Here is a 19,025-nt window from a genome sequence, read left to right on the forward strand (position 1 = left end):
TCGTCGCCAGGCACCGGCGCAGGCACGGCGCGTGACAGTGCGCCAGCGCTCGGTGCGCCTGCCGGAGCCCTGGTACTCCTGGCGCCGCCGGCCGGCCGTACATGTCGAAGGCCGGCGGGGATCAGCGGTAGTTGAGTTCGGCGAGTTCGGTGGCGAGCTTGGTGGGGAAACCGGTGTGGCCGAGCAGTCGCAGGCCGGCATTGCGCAGGCCACGTGCGGTGGTGTTGCGGGTGGTGGCGACGCGGGTCATCCGGTCGGCCAGGGCGACCACGCGTTCGGCGACGGGGCGGCGCCGGGCTTCGTAGTCGTCCAGGGTGCCGGTGGCGAAGGCGCGGCCGAGGGCGTAGCCGTCCTGGATGCCGGTGTTCATGCCCTGGCCTCCGGCGGGGCTGTGCACGTGGGCGGCGTCGCCGGCGAGGAAGAGGCGCCCGGCCCGGTAGTGGTCGGCGACCCGGTGGTGGACCCGGAAGCGGGAGGACCAGGCGAGTTCGGTGACGGCGGCCTGGCCGGGGGCACGCTCGTCCAGTAGGTGCTGGACGAAGGAGAGGTCCGGGCTTTCGGGGGCCTGGTCGACGGTGGCGACGATGCGGTAGTGGTCACCGGGCAGTGGGGCGACGACCAGCAGTCCTGCGGGGCCGAAGGTCAGTGAGACCTCCTGCGGTCCCGGTGCCCAGTCCATCACCACGTCGGCGAGGACGAACGACTCGGCGTAGGCGTCGCCGGCGAAGCCGATGCCGGACGCTTCGCGGACGGCGCTGTGCATGCCGTCCGCCCCGACCACGTAGTCGGCGCGCAGGGTTTCCCCGGTGGTCGTGGTGAGTGTTGCTCCGGCGTCGTCCTGGGCGATGCCGGCGACTTCGTAGGGGCGGTGGACGTCGCCGCCCTGGGCCCGCAGCCGGGCCAGCAGCACGGCCTCCGTTTCGTACTGCGGGACCATCAGCGTGTACGGGTGGGGCGTGGGCAGTTGGTCGAAGGGGACGGTCAGCAGTCGCTGGGCGCCGTCACGGACGGTGAACCGGGTGAGCTTGATCCCGCGCCTGACCAGTTCCTCCGATGCGCCGATCTCGTCGAGGACCTCCAGGGTGCGGGCGTGCACCACTGCGGCGCGGGAGGTGTTGGCGCCCTCGGCCTGTTTGTCGAGCAGGACGAAGTCGATCCCGGCCGATGCCAGGGTGGCGGCGAGTGCGAGGCCGGTGGGGCCGGCTCCGACGACGGCGACCTCGGTGCGGGTGGGCAGCGTGGGGGCGCTGGTGTTCATGGTGATCTCCGGGGTGGGTGCGAGCCTCGTGGCCTACAAGCGTTGGCCACCATCTGTTGACCAGAGTGCACCCATCCCGGATTGAAAGTCAACACTTGTTTGCCTACACTTGTAGGCATGATGCAGGGAACCGAGAACACCGCTCCGGCGAGGCGCTCCGACCGCACGCGGGCCGCCATCCTGGAGGCCGCGCGCCGCCGCTTCGCCGCCCACGGCTTCGAGCGCACCACCATCCGCGCCGTTGCCGCCGATGCCGACATCGACCCCTCGATGGTCATGCGCTACTACGGCAGCAAGGCGCAGCTCTTCGACGCCGCGCTCGACGTCGACCTGCACATGCCCGACCTGACCGGCGTTCCCGCGGGCGATCTGGCCAGGGTTCTCGTGCGGCACTTCCTCCACCGCTGGGAGGACGACCCCACCGACGACGCCCTGCTTCTGCTGCTGCGGTCCGCCGTCACCAACGAGCGGGCCGCCGCGCGCACGCACGAGATCTTCGCCGCACAGATCGCTCCCGCCCTGACCGCCGTCCTCGGCCCCGAACGCACAGCCGCCCGTGCCGGCCTGGTCTCGGCCCAGCTCCTCGGTCTCGCTCTCACCCGCTATCTGCTGCGGCTGCCCGCCGTGACCGGCCTCACCCCGGAACAGATCATCGACACCCTCGCCCCTGCCGTCGAGGCCACCCTGGAGGAGCGCTGACCGCAGGCGAGTGCCGGCGCACGGCCCTGTGCGGGCGCCTGCGTGGGCACACGGCGGTCTACTGCCTCAGGGCCGCGTGATCTGTTCCGGCCGAAAGCAGTGCCGCCCCGGTGGCGGACGGGGCGATCCGACCGGCCGCGAGTGGACCCGGCCCGAACCGTCGCCGCCCGCCGTCCGCGCTGTCAGCGGGCAGGTCCCGAAGCGGTTTCGCGGCCGAGAGCGCGGCGCACGGTCATGGCGAAGTGGCTTCGCAGCCGACGCAGTTCCCAGACCGACAGAGCCGTGACGGACAGCGGAGGACCGGCGATGAACAGCACCCGCACCCAGACGGGCGCGGCGACCGGCGAATCGTCGAAGAGCTGAATCGCGCAGAGGGCCCAGACCAGGACGGGCGATATCAGCGGGGGCAGGATCTCGTGGACGTCCGCCGCGCGGAAGACGTGGTGCACACACAGGAACGCCGCACTGATGGTGAACGGCAGGCCGAAGAGGACCGCGGGCAGCAGCAAGGGCAGCAGGACCAGCTCCAGCATGCCGCTCTGCTGGGCGAGTTGGAGCGCGGCCCCCTTGAGGACCACGAACCAGTTCCACGCCGCGCAGCCGAACATGGCCGCGAAGGCGGTCAGCGGCCCGGCGAGCCGCCGCCGGTACACCGATCGCCGCGGCGGTCGGGCGGCCACGACGAAGGCCACGAGGGCGAGCGGTCCCACGACCAGCATGAGGCCGGCGCTGATGAACAGCTCACCGAGCTTGTCCTCCGCCAGGTCCGACGCCGACTCCTGAAGAGGGTAGGCGTAGAGAAGCCAGAGCGTCGCGGCGGTGCCGATGACGGTGCGGGCGATCTGTGCCGCCTCGATGGCACCGTCCGTGGCGCGGTCGGTGCGCGTCGGCCTGAACAGCCGGTCGGCCAGGACGAAGGGCATGGCCAGACAGCCCGGGCGGCGGCCCCTCGCCGACGTACTGGTGCCCTGCCCGGTGCGCGTGCCGACGCTCACGTGTCATCCCCCGATGTCTACCCCGCACATGCCCGGCCCGGAGGACGCGAGCCGTGTACATGACCCCTCACGCACCCTACCCAGCGACCGCGTCCGCGCGGCGGCCGCCCGGGCCTCCTGTCCGTCGGCCGAGGGTGTGAGGGTCGGAGGGGGTGGGCGCCGTGCGGCGGGCGACCGCGCGCGCCGGCTGCCCTCACCCGGGAGCGCCGCCGTGTCCGGACGCCCGGATCTCAGCGCCGCTGCCACAGTCGACGCAGCCCCCGGTGCCCCGTGGCAGGATCCGCCGGACTCTGCCCGTGCGCCGCCGACTGCGTCGCCTCCGGCCCGACGAAGTACTCGGCGTCCTTGGGGCGCCCGTTCTGGGTACGCGGCCGCGTGGCCGGTTCCAGGTGCGGGATGTGCTTGGAGCAGTGGACATACGCCTCGTCAACCGTCATATGGACCCATATCTGCGGCTGCCGCCCCGGGGCCGCGTCCCTCGGGAGCCAGGGATATGCGGCGCGTTGCTGCGTATCGCTGCGCAGCTCGGCCGAGCAGTTGACGTGCAGACCGATGTGGTCGTGCGTGAAGTCCATGAACAGCAGGCCGAGGTGGGGGTTCTCGGTGAGGTTGCCGACGCTGGCCAGGACGCCGTTCCCCCGGTACTCGGGGTAGGTCAGGGTCCGGTCGTCCAGCACCGTCACGAACCCGGGCGGCCCGGCACGGAAGGTCGCGTCACAGGCCCCGCCGGCGTCGGCCGTGGAGAGGAACACCATGGTCTGACGGCCTATGAACGCCCGCATGGCCGCCGTGAGGACGTGATGCACCTGGCGGTCGTAGAAGTCGGCCGCCCGCTCGGCGGTACCGAAGTACTGCTGAGCCGACCGCTCGCCGTACGAGCCGACGGCCCTGTCGTGTGTAGTCACGGCGGTTCTCCTCCAGAGGGCGGACGGGGCGCGTGTCATCCTGGTCCGCACCGTCCGCCTCGTCCAGCAGGCGGAGGAATCGGACTCTGCCCGGCTCGGCCACTGCCCGGGGCCCCGCACCCCGCCCACTCGCCGCGCCCGGCCCATGGCACTCCTCACCGCGGCCTCCACGCACCCGGGCCGGCGCAGCTCACGGCCGCCGCATCCGAACCGCGGAATCAGGGCTTCGACCTGCTCCGATGCCCGCCGGCCTCGGCGCTGTCGCGGGCTTTCCCACGCGGTGAGGGCGAGGACGCCCCCGTGTCCGTCCGACCGGCGTGCGGGCCGCGCTCACTCAGCTCCAGCACGCCGCGCTCGCGCAGAAGGGCATCGAGGGGAGGCCGACGTATCCGGCCGGTCATGGAACCGGCCGGATACACCGGACGCAGACGGACCCCGGGCAGTCATGGGCCCGGGGTCTCGCGCTGCCGGTGCCGTCGCCCCGCTCAGCAGGAATGGACAACACCTCATCATGAGGGTCCTGATTGCCCCAACTTGTACCGAGTGTTCTCCGGCAGGCTCTTCCCCCGGCGGATCAATGCGGCGGAGCCCCCACCCCTGCGCGCAGCCGGAGAACTCGTCGACCCGTCCCCGCCGGGGCGCGGCAGGGCAGCCGGAGAACCGCACCGCACGATCGGACCGACCGTGTCAGCCATCACGGAGTAGCCGTCGCTGCGGACATCCTGGACACAGGCCATGTCGCAGTGGTTCACACCCCCGTCAGGATCCGCGAACCGGCGCGCCACCCCCGCCTGGTGCCCGTCCGCATGCGGAGTCGGCTCAGCAACGGCTGTTCGTCAGACAGTGCTGGAGGTCGCCCTCGGCGCGGCATGAGCGGGGGACGCCCCCACCGCCACGGCCACGCTCACCGCAGCGGGCGAACCCGCCCTGCTGCCCTCGCTCACGAGGTCACCTCGTAGCTCCTGGAGCACTGGGCGGGCACGATACCGTAGAGGCACATCTGAACCTTGTACTTGACTCCCTCACGGATGTCCCCGCCCTTGCAGCGGCCGTTCGGCGAGTTCAGGCCCTGGGTGTTCACGCCGCGGGGAATGGAGATGTAGCCCCCCACGTACCGGCCGTCGGGCCATGCGTCGAATGCGCAGAGCGTGTCACCGTTTTCTGTCGTCGACGGATCAGCCTGCCAGGTGACGTCGCCCAGGTAGTTCCCCCCGGCCTTCGCGTAGATACGGCCGCCTCCGTCAGCGTAAGGGGTGAAGGCGAAGGAGATATCGGCCGCGCTGGCCGGTGCCGCCCCCAGGCCGACGAATGTTCCGGCCACGAGCGCCGCAGCACCCAGAATGCCGGCGCCGCGCTTACGTAAAGACACAGTTGCCCCTTTCTCGATGGTGGTGAACCCGCCCGTCGCACCTGCTGAGCCAGGCCGGCTCGGCACGGGTCACACCTGCGTGCTTCAAGGGTTGCGGTGTCCCACCGGAAAGTCGTTAGCACTCGGTCCACAAGTTCGTTGACTGTGAGTCGACTTCGTCGGGTTCCTCGTCTGCCGCCGACAGCCTTCGGCAGCGTTCCGCCAGAGCCTGCCGGGTCACTTACCGGGCATGGCCACCACGTGCTTGCCCACCACACCGCCGCGTTCGAATGCCTGATGCGCCGAGGCGATGTCGGCCAGCGGATACACGCTGTCGACCACGGGCCGCAGCCCGCCGGAGGTCACATGGCCGGCAAGGTCACGCAGCACGAGGGTGTCGGGGTTGGAGCTCAGCGTGCGGATGCGGCGCCCCCCGTGCACGCTCGACGCGGCGATCGCTGCCAAGGAGGATGCCGACAGTGCGATGGTGGCCATCCTGCCGTCGCGGGTCAGCCGACGCCTGTAGTCGTGCAGTTCCGAGCCGACCGTGTCCAGGATGGCGTCGAACGGCCCGATCCAATCCGGCGAGGTGGCTCCGTAGTCGAAGACCTCGTCGGCTCCCAGCTCACGCAGGGCCTCGGCATGGCGATCGCGAGCCAGAGCGGTGACGTGCCCGCCCATTGCGCGGGCGAGCTGCACGGCAGCCGTACCGACTCCGCCGGCGGCGCCGCGTACCAGGAGGCGTTCACCGCTCGTGAGGTGCAGCGTGTTCCGCAGTGCGGTCAGCGCTGTCGTTCCCGCGACGACCAGGGAGGCCGCCTCCACCGGCGAAATGCCTTCCGGTGCGGGTCCGATGCGGTCTGCGGGAACCACGACGTATTCGGCAGCTCCACCGACGGTGTGCCGCTTGAGCGGGTGCACCGTGCCCCACACCCGGTCACCGACGCGGTACTGATCGACGCCGGCGCCGGTCGCTGCGACGACACCGGCGAAGTCCAGTCCCACACCGAGCGGGAACCGGTGCCCCGTCACGATCCGCAGTCCCCCTGCGCGAACGATCGTGTCGAGTCCGTTCACGCTTGACGCCTCGACCGACACCAGGACCTCTCCCGCGCCGGGGGCGGGGCGGTCGACGTCGTTGACCTTCAGGACATCTGGTGCGCCGAAGCCGGTGATCTGAGCGGCCTTCATGTCACGTTCCTATCGGTAGTCTGCCAGTACGGGCAGTAATGATCGTGGTTGTCCCAGGCGACGGCTTCGATCGGCGCCTGCGGCTGTGGGGTGCGCCCGGAAGGGACTTTCAGCCTCGATCGGGGTACACACCGTCTCGGGCCGCCCGTCGAACGGCCCGTAGGCGCGGGCGGGCGGAACTGCGGGGCGCAGCGCGGGCGCGGCTGTGCAGGGCAGCAGGTTCTCGACCGCGGCCGCAGTCGCCGGTGGGGGTCGTGACGGCTGCGGCGCCGCGTACGCCATGCCCGGTGCGCTCGGGTGAGGCGGTCGTCCGGTCAGGGAAGGAGGACGACCTTGCCCTGGTTCCGGCGGGCTTCGATGTCGGCATGGGCCTGGGCGGCCTCGGCGAGCGGGTACGAGCGCCAGACGGGGACGTCGAGCTTGCCTGCGGCGATCAGATCGGCCAGCTGCGGCAGGGCCTCGGGGAAGCGGTCGGCCGGGTCCATACCGGTGAACCGCACCCCGTGCTGGGCGAACGACGGGTCGGCGATGGTGATGACCTTGCCCGCATCGCCGGCCAGGGCGACGGACTCGGCGAGTACACCCGCGCCCGAGGCGTCGAACACGAAGTCCACACCGCCCGGGGCGACGGCCTCGACCCGCTCCACCCAGCCTTCGCCGTAGGGCACGGCGATGGCGCCGAGGCCGTTGATGCGCTCGACGTCCTCCTCGGCGGTCGTGCCGATCACGGTGATTCCGCGGGCGGCGGCCACCTGCACGGCGACGGTGCCCACGCTACCGCCGGCGCCGTGGATGAGCAGTGTCCGCCCCGGCTGCACACCGAGGTGCTCGATCGCCCGGTAGGCGGCCTCGCCCACCGTGACCATCGCGGCCGCGGTCTCGAACGACAGCTCCTTCGGCTTGGCGAACGGCCGGTCCAGCAGCGCGTACTCGCTGTAGCCGCCGACCGCGGCGACGCCGAGGACCTCGTCGCCGACCGAGGCGGTGGCGCCCTCGCCGACCTTGTCGACGACGCCGGCGACGTCCCAGCCGGGGACCATCGGGAAGGCGACCGGGAAGACGCCCTGCATCATCCCGGCGCGTATCCGCACGTCGATGGGGTTGACGGCGGTCGCCCGCACGCGGATGCGGACCTGCCCCGGACCCGGTTCGAGGGTGGCGACCTGGGACAGGGCGAGGACTTCGGGGCCGCCGTACTCGGAGAAGGTGATTGCAGTGGACACCAGGCACTTCCTAAGGAGAGGGGAACTGGACGCATCATGAATCATCCAGTGCGTGTGATTTCTTTGTATCACACGCGACGTGTGATTTGACCTGTGGCCCCATTCACACGAGGCGTGTGATTCACGGACGGGGCGGCAGGCCGGGTTCCAGCCGGCCCCCGGGCGACCCGCGCCGGCGCCCGGCTCGGCGAACCCCCCGGAGGCCGGCCACCGGTGAGGGCTGCTGCCCGACGGGATCACCTCGCCGGTGGAAGGGATGCCGATGCGGTCCAGAGCCCGACCCCGGCCCTGGCCCGAACCTGGAAGGATCGGCCCATGCGTGCGGCCCGGCTCCTCTCCCTCGTCCTCCTGCTGCAGAACCGGGGCAGGCTGACGGCCGCTGAACTCGCCGATGAGCTCGGCGTCTCGGTCCGGACCGTCTATCGGGACATCGACTCGCTGAACGGTGCGGGCATCCCGGTCTACGGGGATGCCGGGCAAGGCGGCGGGTACCAGCTGCTCGGCGGCTACCGGACCCGGCTCACCGGACTGCACGCCGACGAGGCCGAGTCGCTGTTCCTGGCCGGGCTGCCGGGCGCGGCGGCCGACCTGGGCCTGGGCGAGGTGCTCGCGGCGGCGCAGCTGAAACTGACCGCGGCGCTGCCGGCTCCACTGCGGGACCGGGCCGGCCGGATCCGTGAGCGGTTCCACCTCGACGCCCTCGGCTGGTACCGGGAGCAGGACTCACCGCCGGCTCTCGCGGCGCTCGCCGATGCCGTGTGGAACCAGCGGCGGATCCGGGTGCGCTACCGGCGTTGGGCCGAGCCGCAGGAGGTCGAGCGTGAGCTCGACCCCTACGGCCTGGTCCTCAAGGCGGGCGTCTGGTATCTCGTCGCAGCGGTGGACGGCGCTGTGAGGACCTACCGGGTGTCGTCGATTCTCCGCCTGGACGTCCAGGAGGACGTCTTCGAGCGCCCCGACCGCTTCGACCTGGCGGCCCACTGGCGGGGCTACCTCGCCGCCTACGACGCCCGCAGACTACGGCTTCAGGCATCCGTCCGGATCGCTCCGGCGCTGCTGTCCGCGCTGCCGGACCGCCTCGACGCGGCGCTGGTCCGCGCCGTCGAAGCCTCAGCCGGGCCGCCGGATGCCGACGGCTGGGTGACGGCGACGGTGCCGCTGGAGTCGGTCGACCTGGCGGTGCCGACGCTGCTGTCGCTCGGCACGGACATCGAGGTGCTCGCTCCCGAGGAGCTGCGGAGCCGGATCGTCCGGGCGGCGGCGGCCGTACTCCAGCGGTACCGGCCGGCGGACGCGTAGGACCCGGCGGAGTCCGGCGCCCTCAACAGCAGTCCGGCGGACACGGTCGCCGGCAACGCGAGGGCGGCGAGCACCCCGAACCCGTAGCGCGTGTCACTGTGGTCGGTGACCGTCGCGACCAGGAACATCACTCCGACCGTGGCCGCCAGCCCGCCACCGTTCGCCAGCCCGAAAGCCCTGCCCGCCGAGGCATCGTCGGTCGAGGCCATCAGCATGGTGCGCGAGGCGATCCTGGCCTGCCCGAAGAAGAACGCGCCCAGCGGCACCCCGACGAGGTAGCCGACGATCCCGAACTGGCTCTGCAGCACCAGGCCGACGTTGCAGAGCAGAAAGCCCACGACGGCGATGCGAAGGTCCGGACTGCGACTGCTGACGATCCGGTAGGCACCGGTGGCCGCCAGGAAACCGAGGCATCCGAGCGCGTCCACGGTCCCGAACGTGGCCGCACCCAGGTGGAGTTCACCGATGACGGCAGTGGGCAGCAACGCGTTGAACACCGTGACGACCACACTCCCCTGTGCGTAGAGCAGGATGAAGCGGCGCACACGCAGCGGCCCGTGCGGCGCTGCCGGGACCGGTGCCTGCTCCCCGACGGCGACGACAGGTGGCGTCGGAGCCGGGCGTCGCCCCGCCGCGGCGACGCAGAGCGCCGAGACCATGAACGTCCCGGCGTTGAACACCAGCAGCGGCACGGCGCCGAACGCCTGGACGGAGAGCCCGCCGACCGTCGCCGACAGCAGCATCCCGGCCTGGGTCCCCATCTCGTAGCGGGCGTTGAACCGCCGCAGCCGGTCCGCCGGGACCCGTTCCTTGATCAGCGCGGAACTGGCCGGAAGGAACAGGGCACTGACGACGGCCAGCCCCAGGTTCGCACTGTAGATCCCGGGTCCCGGGGCACCACCCCAGGCCAGCCACAGCGGCAGACCGAGGGCCAGCGCCGCACTGGTGGCGTCGCAGCCGATCCACAGGGTCCGCCGGTCGAAGCGGTCGGCCAGCCGTCCGAACAAGGGTGACAGCAGCGCCTGCGGACCGGCGACGGCGATGAAGAGCCAGCCGACGGCCATCATGGTCCGCTGCTCTCTGATCATGAGGAGTGCACCGACGATGAGCTGGACGTTGTTCCCGAGGGCTGTCGCGAAGGCAGCGGACACGAGCAGCGGCTCGGTCCGGCGGGGGCGGTGACGGAGGATCATGCCAGCAGTGTCCGGAGGTTCACTGACATCTTCTGTCAGTGAAGCTTCTGGCAGTGAAGCTCCTGTCGGTGAGGCTTCTGTCGGTGAGGCTTCTGTCGGTGAAGCGCGTGCCGCTCGGGCGGATTCATGGCGCCGCGATGCGGCGTCCCGTCGCGGTCACACCTCCTGACCGGGGCGGTCCTCCTGTCGCGCCAGGAGGGTGGTGGCCCAGCCGTGTTCCAGCAGGGCGAACAAGTCCCGCATGGTCCGGGACGGGTCCTCGCTTGCACGGGCGATGCTGGGGGCTTCCAGGGCGAAGCGTGCCAGGCCGGTGACGGCGGGGGTGTCCGGGGCAAGCCCGGTGGCATCGGCGAGGGTGGCGGCCAGGGTCTTCTCGTGGCGCAACCACATGCGCCGGGCGTAATCCCGCAGCGCGGGAGTGGATTCGACGAGGACGAAAGTGGGGTCATCGGTGCGCACATCGGTACGGGTGCGCACCATGTGGTCGCGCAGGGCGTGCAGCACGGGCTGACCGGGGGCTCGGTCGCGAACGGCGGCGATCAGGGCGCTCTCGACGTCCGCGTCCAGGTCGAAGACGAGGGCTTCCTTGCTGGGGAAGTGCTTGAAGAGCGTGCTCAGCGAGACATCGGCCGCCTCCGCCACCTCGCGCACACCGACGTTGTCGAAGCCGTGCTCGGTGAACAGCCGCACTGCGGCGTCCGCCAGAGCCTGCCTGGTCCGGGCCTTCTTGCGCTCTCGGCGTCCTGTCGTCGTCTCGGCCATGCCCCCACCCTACCCATGCGAGGCGGATTCGATCGCAAAGGCGAGCAGCTGGAAAGTCTGAACAAATGAACTTTTGGAGCTGCTGTGTTTCTGTGGATGGGCGCGCCTGACCGGCACTCAGCTGCCGGGACCCGGGGCGTGTCCCCGCACCGGAACGACTGATCCGCCATGCCCGAAATCGGCCCGTCGACAGGAAGGAGCCGCGATGGACGAGGCCCGGATGCCCGTGCCGCCCCCGGATCCGACTGCCGTTCGGCCCGCGCTCCGGTGGGCCGTCGGCCCGGGCGTGCAGCTGGTGGCCATGGCCTGGCTCCCGCCCGAGGCGCCGAAGGGGAACCTGCGCCACACACGTGCCCCTTCGTCACGGCGCCACCCCAACGCATCAGCACTCACTTCATCCATGGAACGGAGCGTGACCCTCATGTCCACCACCCCGCGCATCGCGATCAGCGGCGCCGGTCTCGGCGGCCTCGTCTGCGCACGTGTCCTGCAGCAACACGGCGTGCAGGTCACGGTCTTCGAGCGTGAGACGACCCCCCACTCCCGCTCACAGGGCGGCACTCTCGACATCCACGAGGACACCGGCCAGGTGCCCTTCGGGCAGCCGGACTGTTCGATCGGTTCGTGGCCATGTCCCGGCCCGAAAGCCAGGAATGGCGCCTGTACGACCGTCACGCGACCCTGATACGCCACGACCGGGCCGACGAGGGCGATCTGAGCAGGCCCGAGATCGACCGCGGCCAGCTGCGGACCCTTCTGCTGGACTCCCTCACCCCCGGGACGGTCCACTGGGGCCACAGCGTCAGGGCCGTCACCCCGTTACCCCACGGCACCGCACGTCTGCACCACCACGACCGCACCGTCGAGGACTTCGACCTGGTCATCGGCGCGGACGGCGCCTGGTCCCGGGTGCGCCCCGCGCTCTCCGACGCCCAACCCTCCTACGCCGGTGTCACGATGGTGGAAGCCCACTTCGACGACGTCGACCGACGCCACCCCGGCATCGCCCATCTGGTCGGTCAGGGCACCATGTCGGCCAAGGCGGGGCGCCGCAGCCTGGTGATGCAGCGCAACAGCAACGGACACGTCCGCGTCTACGTCACCTTCCGCGGCCCAGAGGACTGGCACGCCGGCCTCGACCTCGCGGACACCGAAGCGGTACGCGCCCGCCTCCTCGCCCAGTACGAGGGCTGGCACGAGAGCCTGCTGGACATCCTGCGCCAAAACGAGGGGGCCTTCATCAACCGGCCCATGTTCGTCCTTCCGGTTCCCCACTCCTGGCAGCGCGTTCCCGGCATCACCCTGCTCGGCGACGCCGCCCATCTGATGCCGCCCGTGGGCGTCGGCGCCAACCTAGCCCTGCTCGACGGCGCCGAACTCGCCCAAGCCGTCATCGGCCACCCCACCATCGACGAGGCTCTCGACGCCTACGAAAGCGTCATGCTGCCCCGCGCCATCGACAACGCGAAGACCGCCGAGCAGATGCTCGCCGATCTCATGCCCGACATCGATTCCGACGATGCCGCCTTCCCCGACACCATCTGGCCGGCAAGCACCGTCCCCGACTCGCAACCCGCTCACACCGACTGAGCTCGACCCCCGGTGTCGGCTGGAGCGACCGTCGATGCGCCCGGGCCCAGGTCCGGCCACCGCCCATGAAACGCCGTGTCCGGGCCGAGTCACGCACGGTCACCGACCGGTCTTCATGCTCGGGCGGTGGGTGAAGGCGCCCCGGTAGACGGCCGGGGTCATGCCGATCTGGCGGCTCAGGTGCTGGCGGAGCGACTCGCCGGAGCCGAGACCACTGCGCCGGGCCACATGGTCGACGGTGAGATCGGTGGTCTCCAGTAGCTCGCGAGCCCTCAGCAGCCGCTGCTGGAGCAGCCATTGGAACGGGGTCACACCAGACTCGGCTGTAAAGCGGCGGGTCAGGGTCCGCACACTGACCTTGGCCTGACCGGCCAGGTCGTGCAGAGAGATCGGCTGGTCCAGGTGCTGGAGTGCCCAGATGCGGGCTGCATCCAATGAGGAATCGGTCTTGGCCGGTAGGGGGGTCTGCACGAACTGCGCCTGTCCGCCCTGGCGCACCGGGGTCACGACAGCGGCGCGGGCCGCCGTATTGGCCACGGCCGCGCCGTAGTCGGAGCTGATCAGGTGCAGGCACAGGTCGATCCCGGCGGCCGAGCCCGCACCGGTGACGATCCGTCCGTCCTCGGCGAACAGCCGGTCGGCGTCCACGCGCACCGCAGGGAAGGCGCGTTGCAGTTCCTCGGCCAGGGCCCAGTGGGTGGTGGCGACACGGCCGTCGAGGAGCCCGGCCTGGGCGAGGACGAAGGCGCCGCTGCAGATCGAGGCAACGCGCTTTCCCGCAGCGGCCGCCTCCCGCAAGGCGTCCAGCGCGGCCGGCTCGGCGTCGTGCCGGCTGGCAGTCGAGGGAACGATCACCGTGTCCGCCGCCGCGACTGCCTGAAGGCCGTGCCGGATCACCACATCGATACCACCGGAGGCGGCGACCGTACCGGGCGTGGCGGTGCACACCGTCACCTCATAACCGGGGTGTCCGCCGAGTTCGGCGGCGCCGAGCAGCGTCGACGGCATGGACAAGTCGAAGGGCTTGACCGCAGGGACGGCCAGGACGGCGACACGATGCATGGCTGGATCCTTGGATCTCGTGGCTTTCAGGCCACTGACCCTACCTGCGTCCGCACGGCACAGTTGGGCGAGCGGTCGGGCCCCCGCGAACCGCGTTTCCCCCTTCGGGGAAGCCGTCCATTCTTGAGGGAGAACGGAGACAACGTCATGGCTGAATCGGTCGTCATCGGGGCAGGCGCGACCGGGGTCGCGACCGCCAGGCAACTGGCCGACAGCGGCAAGCGGGTCCGCCTCATCACCCGCAGCGGCAGTGGCCCTGACCACCCCGGCGTCGAACGGATCGCCCTGGACGCGGGCCACACTGGCGAGCTGGCCGAGGTACTGACCGGAGCGGCCACGGTCTTCAACGCCGCCATGACCGCCTACCAGACCTGGCCAGAGACCATGCCGCCGTTGTTCGCTTCGATCCTCGCCGCGACCGAGCGAGCCGGGGCCGACTACGTGATGCTCGGCAACCTCTACGGTTATGAGCAGACCACCGGGCCGGTCACCGAGCGCACCCCGATGGCCCCGCACACCCGAAAGGGCCGGGTGAGGGCCCAGCTGTGGCAGCAGGCCAAGGATGCCCACGACGAAGGGCGGCTGCGGGCCAGCGAGGTGCGAGCCGGCCAGTACCTGGGCCCAGGCGCAGTCTCGGCGTTCACGCTACTGGTCGCGCCCCGGGTCCGCGAGGGTGAACTGGCTCTCGTCCACGGCAACCCCGATGCGGCACACTCGTTTTCATACACCGAGGACGTCGCCGCGGCGCTGGTGGCGGTCAGCGGCGACGAGCGGGCCTGGGGACGGGGCTGGCACGCCCCGGTCATCACCACGACCCTGCGCCAGGCCGCGACCGACCTCGCCGAACTCCACGGAGCGCCCGAACCGCGGTTGGAGCCGCTCACCGAACGGGATATGACGCTGCTGTCCTTCACCGATCCACTGTGGCGGGAGTTCGCCGAGATGAGCTACATGTCCGAGCGTCCGTTCCTCGTGGACGACAGCGATATCCGCGAAACCTTCGGGCTCGAGCCTTCAACGCTCCGCGAAGCGCTGGCGGCCTGATGCGGCGGTGGGCGAGCCGGGGCTCCCGGCCCGCCCACGCCTGGACATGCCGCCCTGGCCTACCAGCTCGACCCGCACCACCGGCAGGCACTCGCCGCGTCGCTGCCCGCTCTCCTCGAAATGGCCCGGCTCACCACCCAACCACTCAACAGGCCGACGGCACCGCTTCCCCCTGCCCAGTAAGGAACCATGCCATGACCACCCCGCACGCCTTCCCCCTGGAGCCCACCCCGATCCATGTGTCCGACGAGGTCCTCGATGACCTGCGCGCCCGTCTCACTCTGACCCGTCCGCCACTGGACGAGGGGAATGGGGACTGGTCCTACGGCGTCCCGGACAGCTATCTCCGTGACCTGGTCGCCTACTGGCGGGACGGCTACGACTGGCGCAGGGCCGAGACCGCCATCAACGTCTACGAGCACTACCAGGTGAGCGTCGCCGGTGTCCCGGTGCACTTCATGCGCAAGCCCGGCCGCGGCCCCAGCCCGATCCCGTTGATCCTCACCCACGGCTGGCCGTGGACGTTCTGGCACTGGTCGAAGGTGATCGACCCGCTCGCCGACCCGGCCACGTTCGGCGGTGACCCCGCCGACGCGTTCCACGTCATCGTGCCGTCCCTGCCCGGCTTCGGTTTCCCCGGCCCGTTCACCGGCTTTTCGGACGTCAACTTCTGGAAGGTCTCCGACCTCTGGCACACTCTGATGACCGAGACCCTGGGATACGAGAAGTACGCCGCCGGGGGCTGCGACATCGGCGGGATCGTCTCCAGCCAGCTCGGCCACAAGTACGCCGACGAGTTGTACGGCATCCACATCGGCTCCGGGCTGCCGCTCGACTTCTTCACCGGCCACCGTGCCTGGGACTTCGCCCGGAATCGGCCCCTCACCGACGACCAGCCCGCCGACGTCCGCGCCCGCATCATCGAGCTGGACCACCGCTCGGCGTCCCATCTCGCCGTTCACATGCTCGACGGCGCCACTCTGGCCCATGGGCTGAGCGACTCACCCGCCGGACTGCTCGCCTGGCTGCTGGAGCGCTGGAACGCCTGGAGCGACAACGGCGGCGACGTGGAGTCCGTCTTCACCAAGGACGACCTGCTCACCCACGCCACCATCTACTGGGTGAACAACTCCATCGCCACATCGATGCGTTACTACGCCAATGCCAACCGCTACCCCTGGGCTCCCGCCCACGACCGCACCCCGGTCGTGCAGGCCCCGGTCGGCCTCACCTTCGTGACGTACGAGAACCCGCCCGGCATCCACACCGCCGCCGAGCGCGTCCGGGCATTCAAGACCGGCCCGCAGGCCGATTGGTTCAACCACGTCAACGTCAACGCCCACGACCACGGCGGCCACTTCATCCCCTGGGAGAACCCCGACGCCTGGGTGAGCGACCTGCGCCGCACCTTCCACGGCCGCAGGCCCTGAACGATCCTGCGGGCTCGATCGGCCGCGGGCCGGGCGAACGTTGCCTGGACGGACGGGCCGGTCAGGAAGCGCCCTGCACCGTGACCGGGTCGCCGACGCGCACCGTCCCCGGTTCGAGGACGTCCAGATAGACGCCAAGGCACGACAGTCGCCCCAAGTGGAGCACCGGAACCCGGTGTTCACGGGCGACCGCGCGCATGATGCCGGGGTCGGGCGGCAGCTCGTCGTGGCCGAGGGTGGGGATCACGCAGCGCGGCGTAGGGACCACGACACGGAAGAGGGCTTCGCCCACGCGCACTCGCGAGCCCAGCCAGTCGCCCTCCGCGAAGCCCGGCCCCTCACCGGTGTCGACGACCAGGTTCGGGCGGAATCGGCGCGCGTCGAAGTCTCCGGTGGGATACACCGTGCGCAGCCGGGCCAGGGCGCCCGTGGTGACGAGGTGGACCTTGCCGTAGTCGAAGAAAGTCCCTGGGGCGACCGCGCCCGCCGTGATCAGGTCTCCGCCGGTATCGACGGTGGCCGATTCCCTCAGCACGTCCGGAACGCCGCCCTCGAAGTCGGGTACCGCGCGCTCCAGCCTGCCACGCTCCGCCGTACCGGCCGAGACGAACACCTTGCGGTCCAGCAACTCGGACAGCCGCAGGTCGAGTTCGGGGTCCCCGACCTGCAGTGAGGCTCCGTCCGGCAGCCCGACGCGGATCGTCCCGGTGTCGTACAGCCGGCTCCGGCAGCGCAGCAAGGACCCCCACTTCCGCGGGTGCTTGGCACTGCCGACGGCCCCCGTCCCGTCCAGCACGGCGTACCTGCGGTCTCCGAACAGCCCGCCCTCGGTGACGTCCACCGCTGCCAAGGCCTCACCGAGCATGGACTTCACCGGATAACGGCGTAGCGCCGTCACAGTTCCCATGGATCAATTCCCCGTAGATCGATGCCCGTAGATCGATTGACCTTGACACAGTGACAAGGCCTTCACTGTGTCAAGGAGGTGGCCCCGATGACCATGCCGAAAGAGGACACGAACACGATGCGAGCTCTCCAGGGGCTGGAGAACAACAGCTCGTCGGTTCGGCTGCAGGCAGCGCTGGCGGTCGGCACGACCCCGGACCCGGGTTTCATCGGCAAGCTCATCGAGCGATGCGCGATCGAACCGGAGTTCTACGTGCGCGAGATGCTGACGTGGGCACTCACCCGCCACGCGGCATCGATGACGCTCCCGGTGCTTCTCGACGAAGTCCGCTCGGAGCGTGCGCAGGCACGAAGCCAGGCGTTGCACACGCTGTCCAAGATCAGGGATCGGCAGGCGTGGCCGGCGATCACACCGGCGCTGCTGTCCGACGCCGACGACGAGGTGGCCCGCAGCGCCTGGCGGGCAGCGGCCGTGCTCGTACCCGAAGGTGAGGAGCACGAGTTGGCCGTAGTGTTGGCGACACAGCTCGGGCGCGGCGAACGCGGGACACAGCTGAGCCTCAGTCGGGCGCTGATCGCGCTCGGGGAGGTGATGTTGCCGGCAGTGGGCGCCGCGACGACGGATCCCGACCCTCGTGTGCGCACGCACGCGATCGCCACGGAACGGCTGTGGCGTGACCCGGATGCCGGATTCGAGTTCGCGATCGAGGAGGCGAAGCGCATCGTCGCCCTCGGCGGGGCCGGCCGGAAGGGGCGGTAGGCGGTGTTGATCGGTGATGTCGCGCGGCGGTCCGGGGTCAGCGCGCGCATGCTCAGGCATTACGAGTCGCTCGGCCTGGTGCGGCCAACGGGTCGTACCGGTTCCGGCTATCGCGAGTACTCCGGCGAGGACATCCGGCGAATCTTCCACATCGAGAGCCTGCGGTCATTGGGGCTGTCGCTGCGCGACGTGAAGCGCGCGCTCGACGACCCCGGCTTCGCGCCCGCGGAGCTCGTCGACGACCTCGCCCGCCAGACGCGAGACCGCATCGCAGCGGAGACGGAACTGCTCACGCGACTCCGTCGGGTCGGTGCCGCGGAACCCGCGGGCTGGCGGGACGTCCTCCGGATCGTCGCCCTCCTCCAGGCGTTGGGATCGAAGAGCGCGGGGGCGCGGCAGCGCGCGGCCCTGTCCGCGGGCGAGGACGTTCCCGTGCCGGTGGAAGCGCTGGTCGAGGCCGTGCTGAGCGAGTCGGACCCGAACGTCGCCGGAGCCCTTCGTTGGGCTCTGGCCCAATCGGGCGAGGACGGGCCGGCACTGCTGGCGGAGGGCCTCGGCTCCCCCGCGGCCGAGGTGCGGAAACGTGCCGTCCAGTCCATCGCCGAAATTCCGAACGGCGAGGCGACCGCACTGCTGCAGGGCGCCCTCACGAACCCCGACGTCGTGGTCCGCAGGTACGCGGCTCTGGCGCTCGGGGCACGTGGAGTAGCCGACGCGGTCCCGACGCTCATCGACATGATCGTCGAGGGGAGCAACGACGCCGACGCAGCCGATGCACTGAGCACGCTGGCGAGTGATCCCGCATTGACGGATCGGATCGCCACCGGGCTCGTCGACTGCTTCGCCCGGGACAGCATGGGAGCGTCCGCACGTCGACGGCTGACACAGGCGCTCGCGGACATCCCAGGTGCCACGACGTCACATGCCCTCGCAGATCTGTCACACGATGAAGACCGTGCCGTCGCGCTCACCGCGACATACGTTCTCAAGCTGCGCAACGCGGGACAGTGAATCTCTCCTGGGTGCTGCGTGCGTGGGGCCCAGTTGTTGCGGTCACCGCCGACAGGCCCACCGGTGGACACCCCGGCGAACCCGGGCCGGTGCACCCGCCGCAGCAGTCCTGAGCAGGTCTCCACGCGGGGTCCGAGAGCAGCGGACCGGTGCGGTCGCGTTCTGCGGTGTCGGTGACGGCCGGGTCCACGGGGGCTCGGCCCGACACCAGCCGTGCGCCGGAGACGCCGCATTCACGGCCCGAAGGGCCGCGTACGCGCCGTGGCTGATCGCGGCAGCGCCTTTGATCGACCGGCGCGAGCCCTTCGGCCGAAGCCCCACCGCCCGTACGGGTGCACGGCGCATTCGT

15 protein-coding genes and 2 pseudogenes are annotated in these 19,025 nt (G+C 70.7%); 7 read left to right on the forward strand and 10 right to left on the reverse strand.

Going from position 1 to position 19,025, the window contains the following annotated elements; all coding sequences use genetic code 11:
• Positions 1–121: 121 nt before the first annotated feature.
• Complete coding sequence (locus ACWCP6_RS10070) at positions 122–1,258, reverse strand: FAD-dependent oxidoreductase (protein ID WP_450931886.1); 1,137 nt, start codon at positions 1,256–1,258, stop codon at positions 122–124.
• Positions 1,259–1,375: 117 nt separating this feature from the next.
• Here ACWCP6_RS10070 and ACWCP6_RS10075 point away from each other — a divergent pair, with 117 nt between their 5' ends.
• Complete coding sequence (locus ACWCP6_RS10075) at positions 1,376–1,957, forward strand: TetR/AcrR family transcriptional regulator (protein ID WP_450931887.1); 582 nt, start codon at positions 1,376–1,378, stop codon at positions 1,955–1,957.
• Positions 1,958–2,139: 182 nt separating this feature from the next.
• Here ACWCP6_RS10075 and ACWCP6_RS10080 read toward each other — a convergent pair whose 3' ends face one another.
• The 5 genes from ACWCP6_RS10080 to ACWCP6_RS10100 all read right to left on the reverse strand — a co-directional run bounded on the left by ACWCP6_RS10080 (position 2,140) and on the right by ACWCP6_RS10100 (position 7,619).
• A complete protein-coding gene (locus tag ACWCP6_RS10080; RefSeq protein WP_450931888.1) occupies positions 2,140–2,952 on the reverse strand; it encodes a hypothetical protein in 813 nt (270 codons plus the stop codon).
• Between the two features lie 230 nt (positions 2,953–3,182).
• On the reverse strand, positions 3,183–3,857 hold the full coding sequence (locus ACWCP6_RS10085) for a pyridoxamine 5'-phosphate oxidase family protein (RefSeq protein WP_450931889.1): 675 nt from the start codon (positions 3,855–3,857) through the stop codon (positions 3,183–3,185).
• Between the two features lie 940 nt (positions 3,858–4,797).
• Positions 4,798–5,226, reverse strand: coding sequence for a hypothetical protein (locus tag ACWCP6_RS10090; protein WP_450931890.1), 429 nt, complete (start codon positions 5,224–5,226; stop codon positions 4,798–4,800).
• A gap of 216 nt (positions 5,227–5,442) precedes the next feature.
• The gene (locus ACWCP6_RS10095; protein ID WP_450931891.1) at positions 5,443–6,396 is read right to left on the reverse strand and encodes an NAD(P)-dependent alcohol dehydrogenase; all 954 of its coding nucleotides are present in this window, start codon (positions 6,394–6,396) and stop codon (positions 5,443–5,445) included.
• Between the two features lie 314 nt (positions 6,397–6,710).
• Positions 6,711–7,619: an NADP-dependent oxidoreductase gene (locus ACWCP6_RS10100; RefSeq protein WP_450931892.1), complete on the reverse strand. Its 909-nt coding sequence runs from the start codon at positions 7,617–7,619 to the stop codon at positions 6,711–6,713.
• Positions 7,620–7,934: 315 nt separating this feature from the next.
• Between ACWCP6_RS10100 and ACWCP6_RS10105 the strand changes: the two genes are divergently transcribed.
• Entirely contained in the window at positions 7,935–8,918 is a 984-nt protein-coding gene (locus ACWCP6_RS10105; protein WP_450931893.1) for a helix-turn-helix transcriptional regulator, read from the forward strand.
• A 209-nt stretch (positions 8,919–9,127) separates the two neighbouring features.
• Here ACWCP6_RS10105 and ACWCP6_RS10110 read toward each other — a convergent pair.
• Positions 9,128–10,111 (reverse strand): annotated as a pseudogene (locus tag ACWCP6_RS10110) (MFS transporter); the annotation flags it as partial.
• Between the two features lie 156 nt (positions 10,112–10,267).
• The gene (locus tag ACWCP6_RS10115) at positions 10,268–10,873 is read right to left on the reverse strand and encodes a TetR/AcrR family transcriptional regulator (protein WP_450931894.1); all 606 of its coding nucleotides are present in this window, start codon (positions 10,871–10,873) and stop codon (positions 10,268–10,270) included.
• Between the two features lie 421 nt (positions 10,874–11,294).
• Between ACWCP6_RS10115 and ACWCP6_RS10120 the strand changes: the two are divergent.
• Positions 11,295–12,463, forward strand: a pseudogene (locus tag ACWCP6_RS10120) (FAD-dependent oxidoreductase).
• Positions 12,464–12,562: 99 nt separating this feature from the next.
• On the opposite strand, the gene ACWCP6_RS10125 reads toward ACWCP6_RS10120, so the two are convergent.
• Positions 12,563–13,525 (reverse strand): GlxA family transcriptional regulator, encoded by a 963-nt coding sequence (locus ACWCP6_RS10125; RefSeq protein WP_450931895.1) that lies wholly within the window; start codon positions 13,523–13,525, stop codon positions 12,563–12,565.
• A 147-nt stretch (positions 13,526–13,672) separates the two neighbouring features.
• On the opposite strand from ACWCP6_RS10125, the gene ACWCP6_RS10130 reads away from it, so the two are divergent.
• Positions 13,673–14,569, forward strand: coding sequence for an NAD-dependent epimerase/dehydratase family protein (locus tag ACWCP6_RS10130; RefSeq protein WP_450931896.1), 897 nt, complete (start codon positions 13,673–13,675; stop codon positions 14,567–14,569).
• 194 nt (positions 14,570–14,763) lie between these two features.
• Positions 14,764–15,999, forward strand: a complete 1,236-nt coding sequence (locus ACWCP6_RS10135; RefSeq protein ID WP_450931897.1) for an epoxide hydrolase family protein — start codon at positions 14,764–14,766, stop codon at positions 15,997–15,999.
• Between the two features lie 61 nt (positions 16,000–16,060).
• Here ACWCP6_RS10135 and ACWCP6_RS10140 read toward each other — a convergent pair whose 3' ends face one another.
• The gene (locus ACWCP6_RS10140) at positions 16,061–16,906 is read right to left on the reverse strand and encodes an MOSC domain-containing protein (protein ID WP_450931898.1); all 846 of its coding nucleotides are present in this window, start codon (positions 16,904–16,906) and stop codon (positions 16,061–16,063) included.
• A gap of 87 nt (positions 16,907–16,993) precedes the next feature.
• Between ACWCP6_RS10140 and ACWCP6_RS10145 the strand changes: the two genes are divergently transcribed.
• Both ACWCP6_RS10145 and ACWCP6_RS10150 read left to right on the forward strand, forming a co-directional pair.
• Positions 16,994–17,665 carry a HEAT repeat domain-containing protein gene (locus tag ACWCP6_RS10145; RefSeq protein WP_450931899.1) on the forward strand — a complete coding sequence of 224 codons (672 nt, stop codon included), beginning with the start codon at positions 16,994–16,996 and terminating at the stop codon, positions 17,663–17,665.
• Positions 17,666–17,668: 3 nt separating this feature from the next.
• Entirely contained in the window at positions 17,669–18,676 is a 1,008-nt protein-coding gene (locus ACWCP6_RS10150) for a HEAT repeat domain-containing protein (RefSeq protein ID WP_450931900.1), read from the forward strand.
• The last annotated feature ends 349 nt before the right edge of the window (positions 18,677–19,025 follow it).

It is taken from the genome of Streptomyces sp. NPDC002004, from assembly GCF_053593975.1.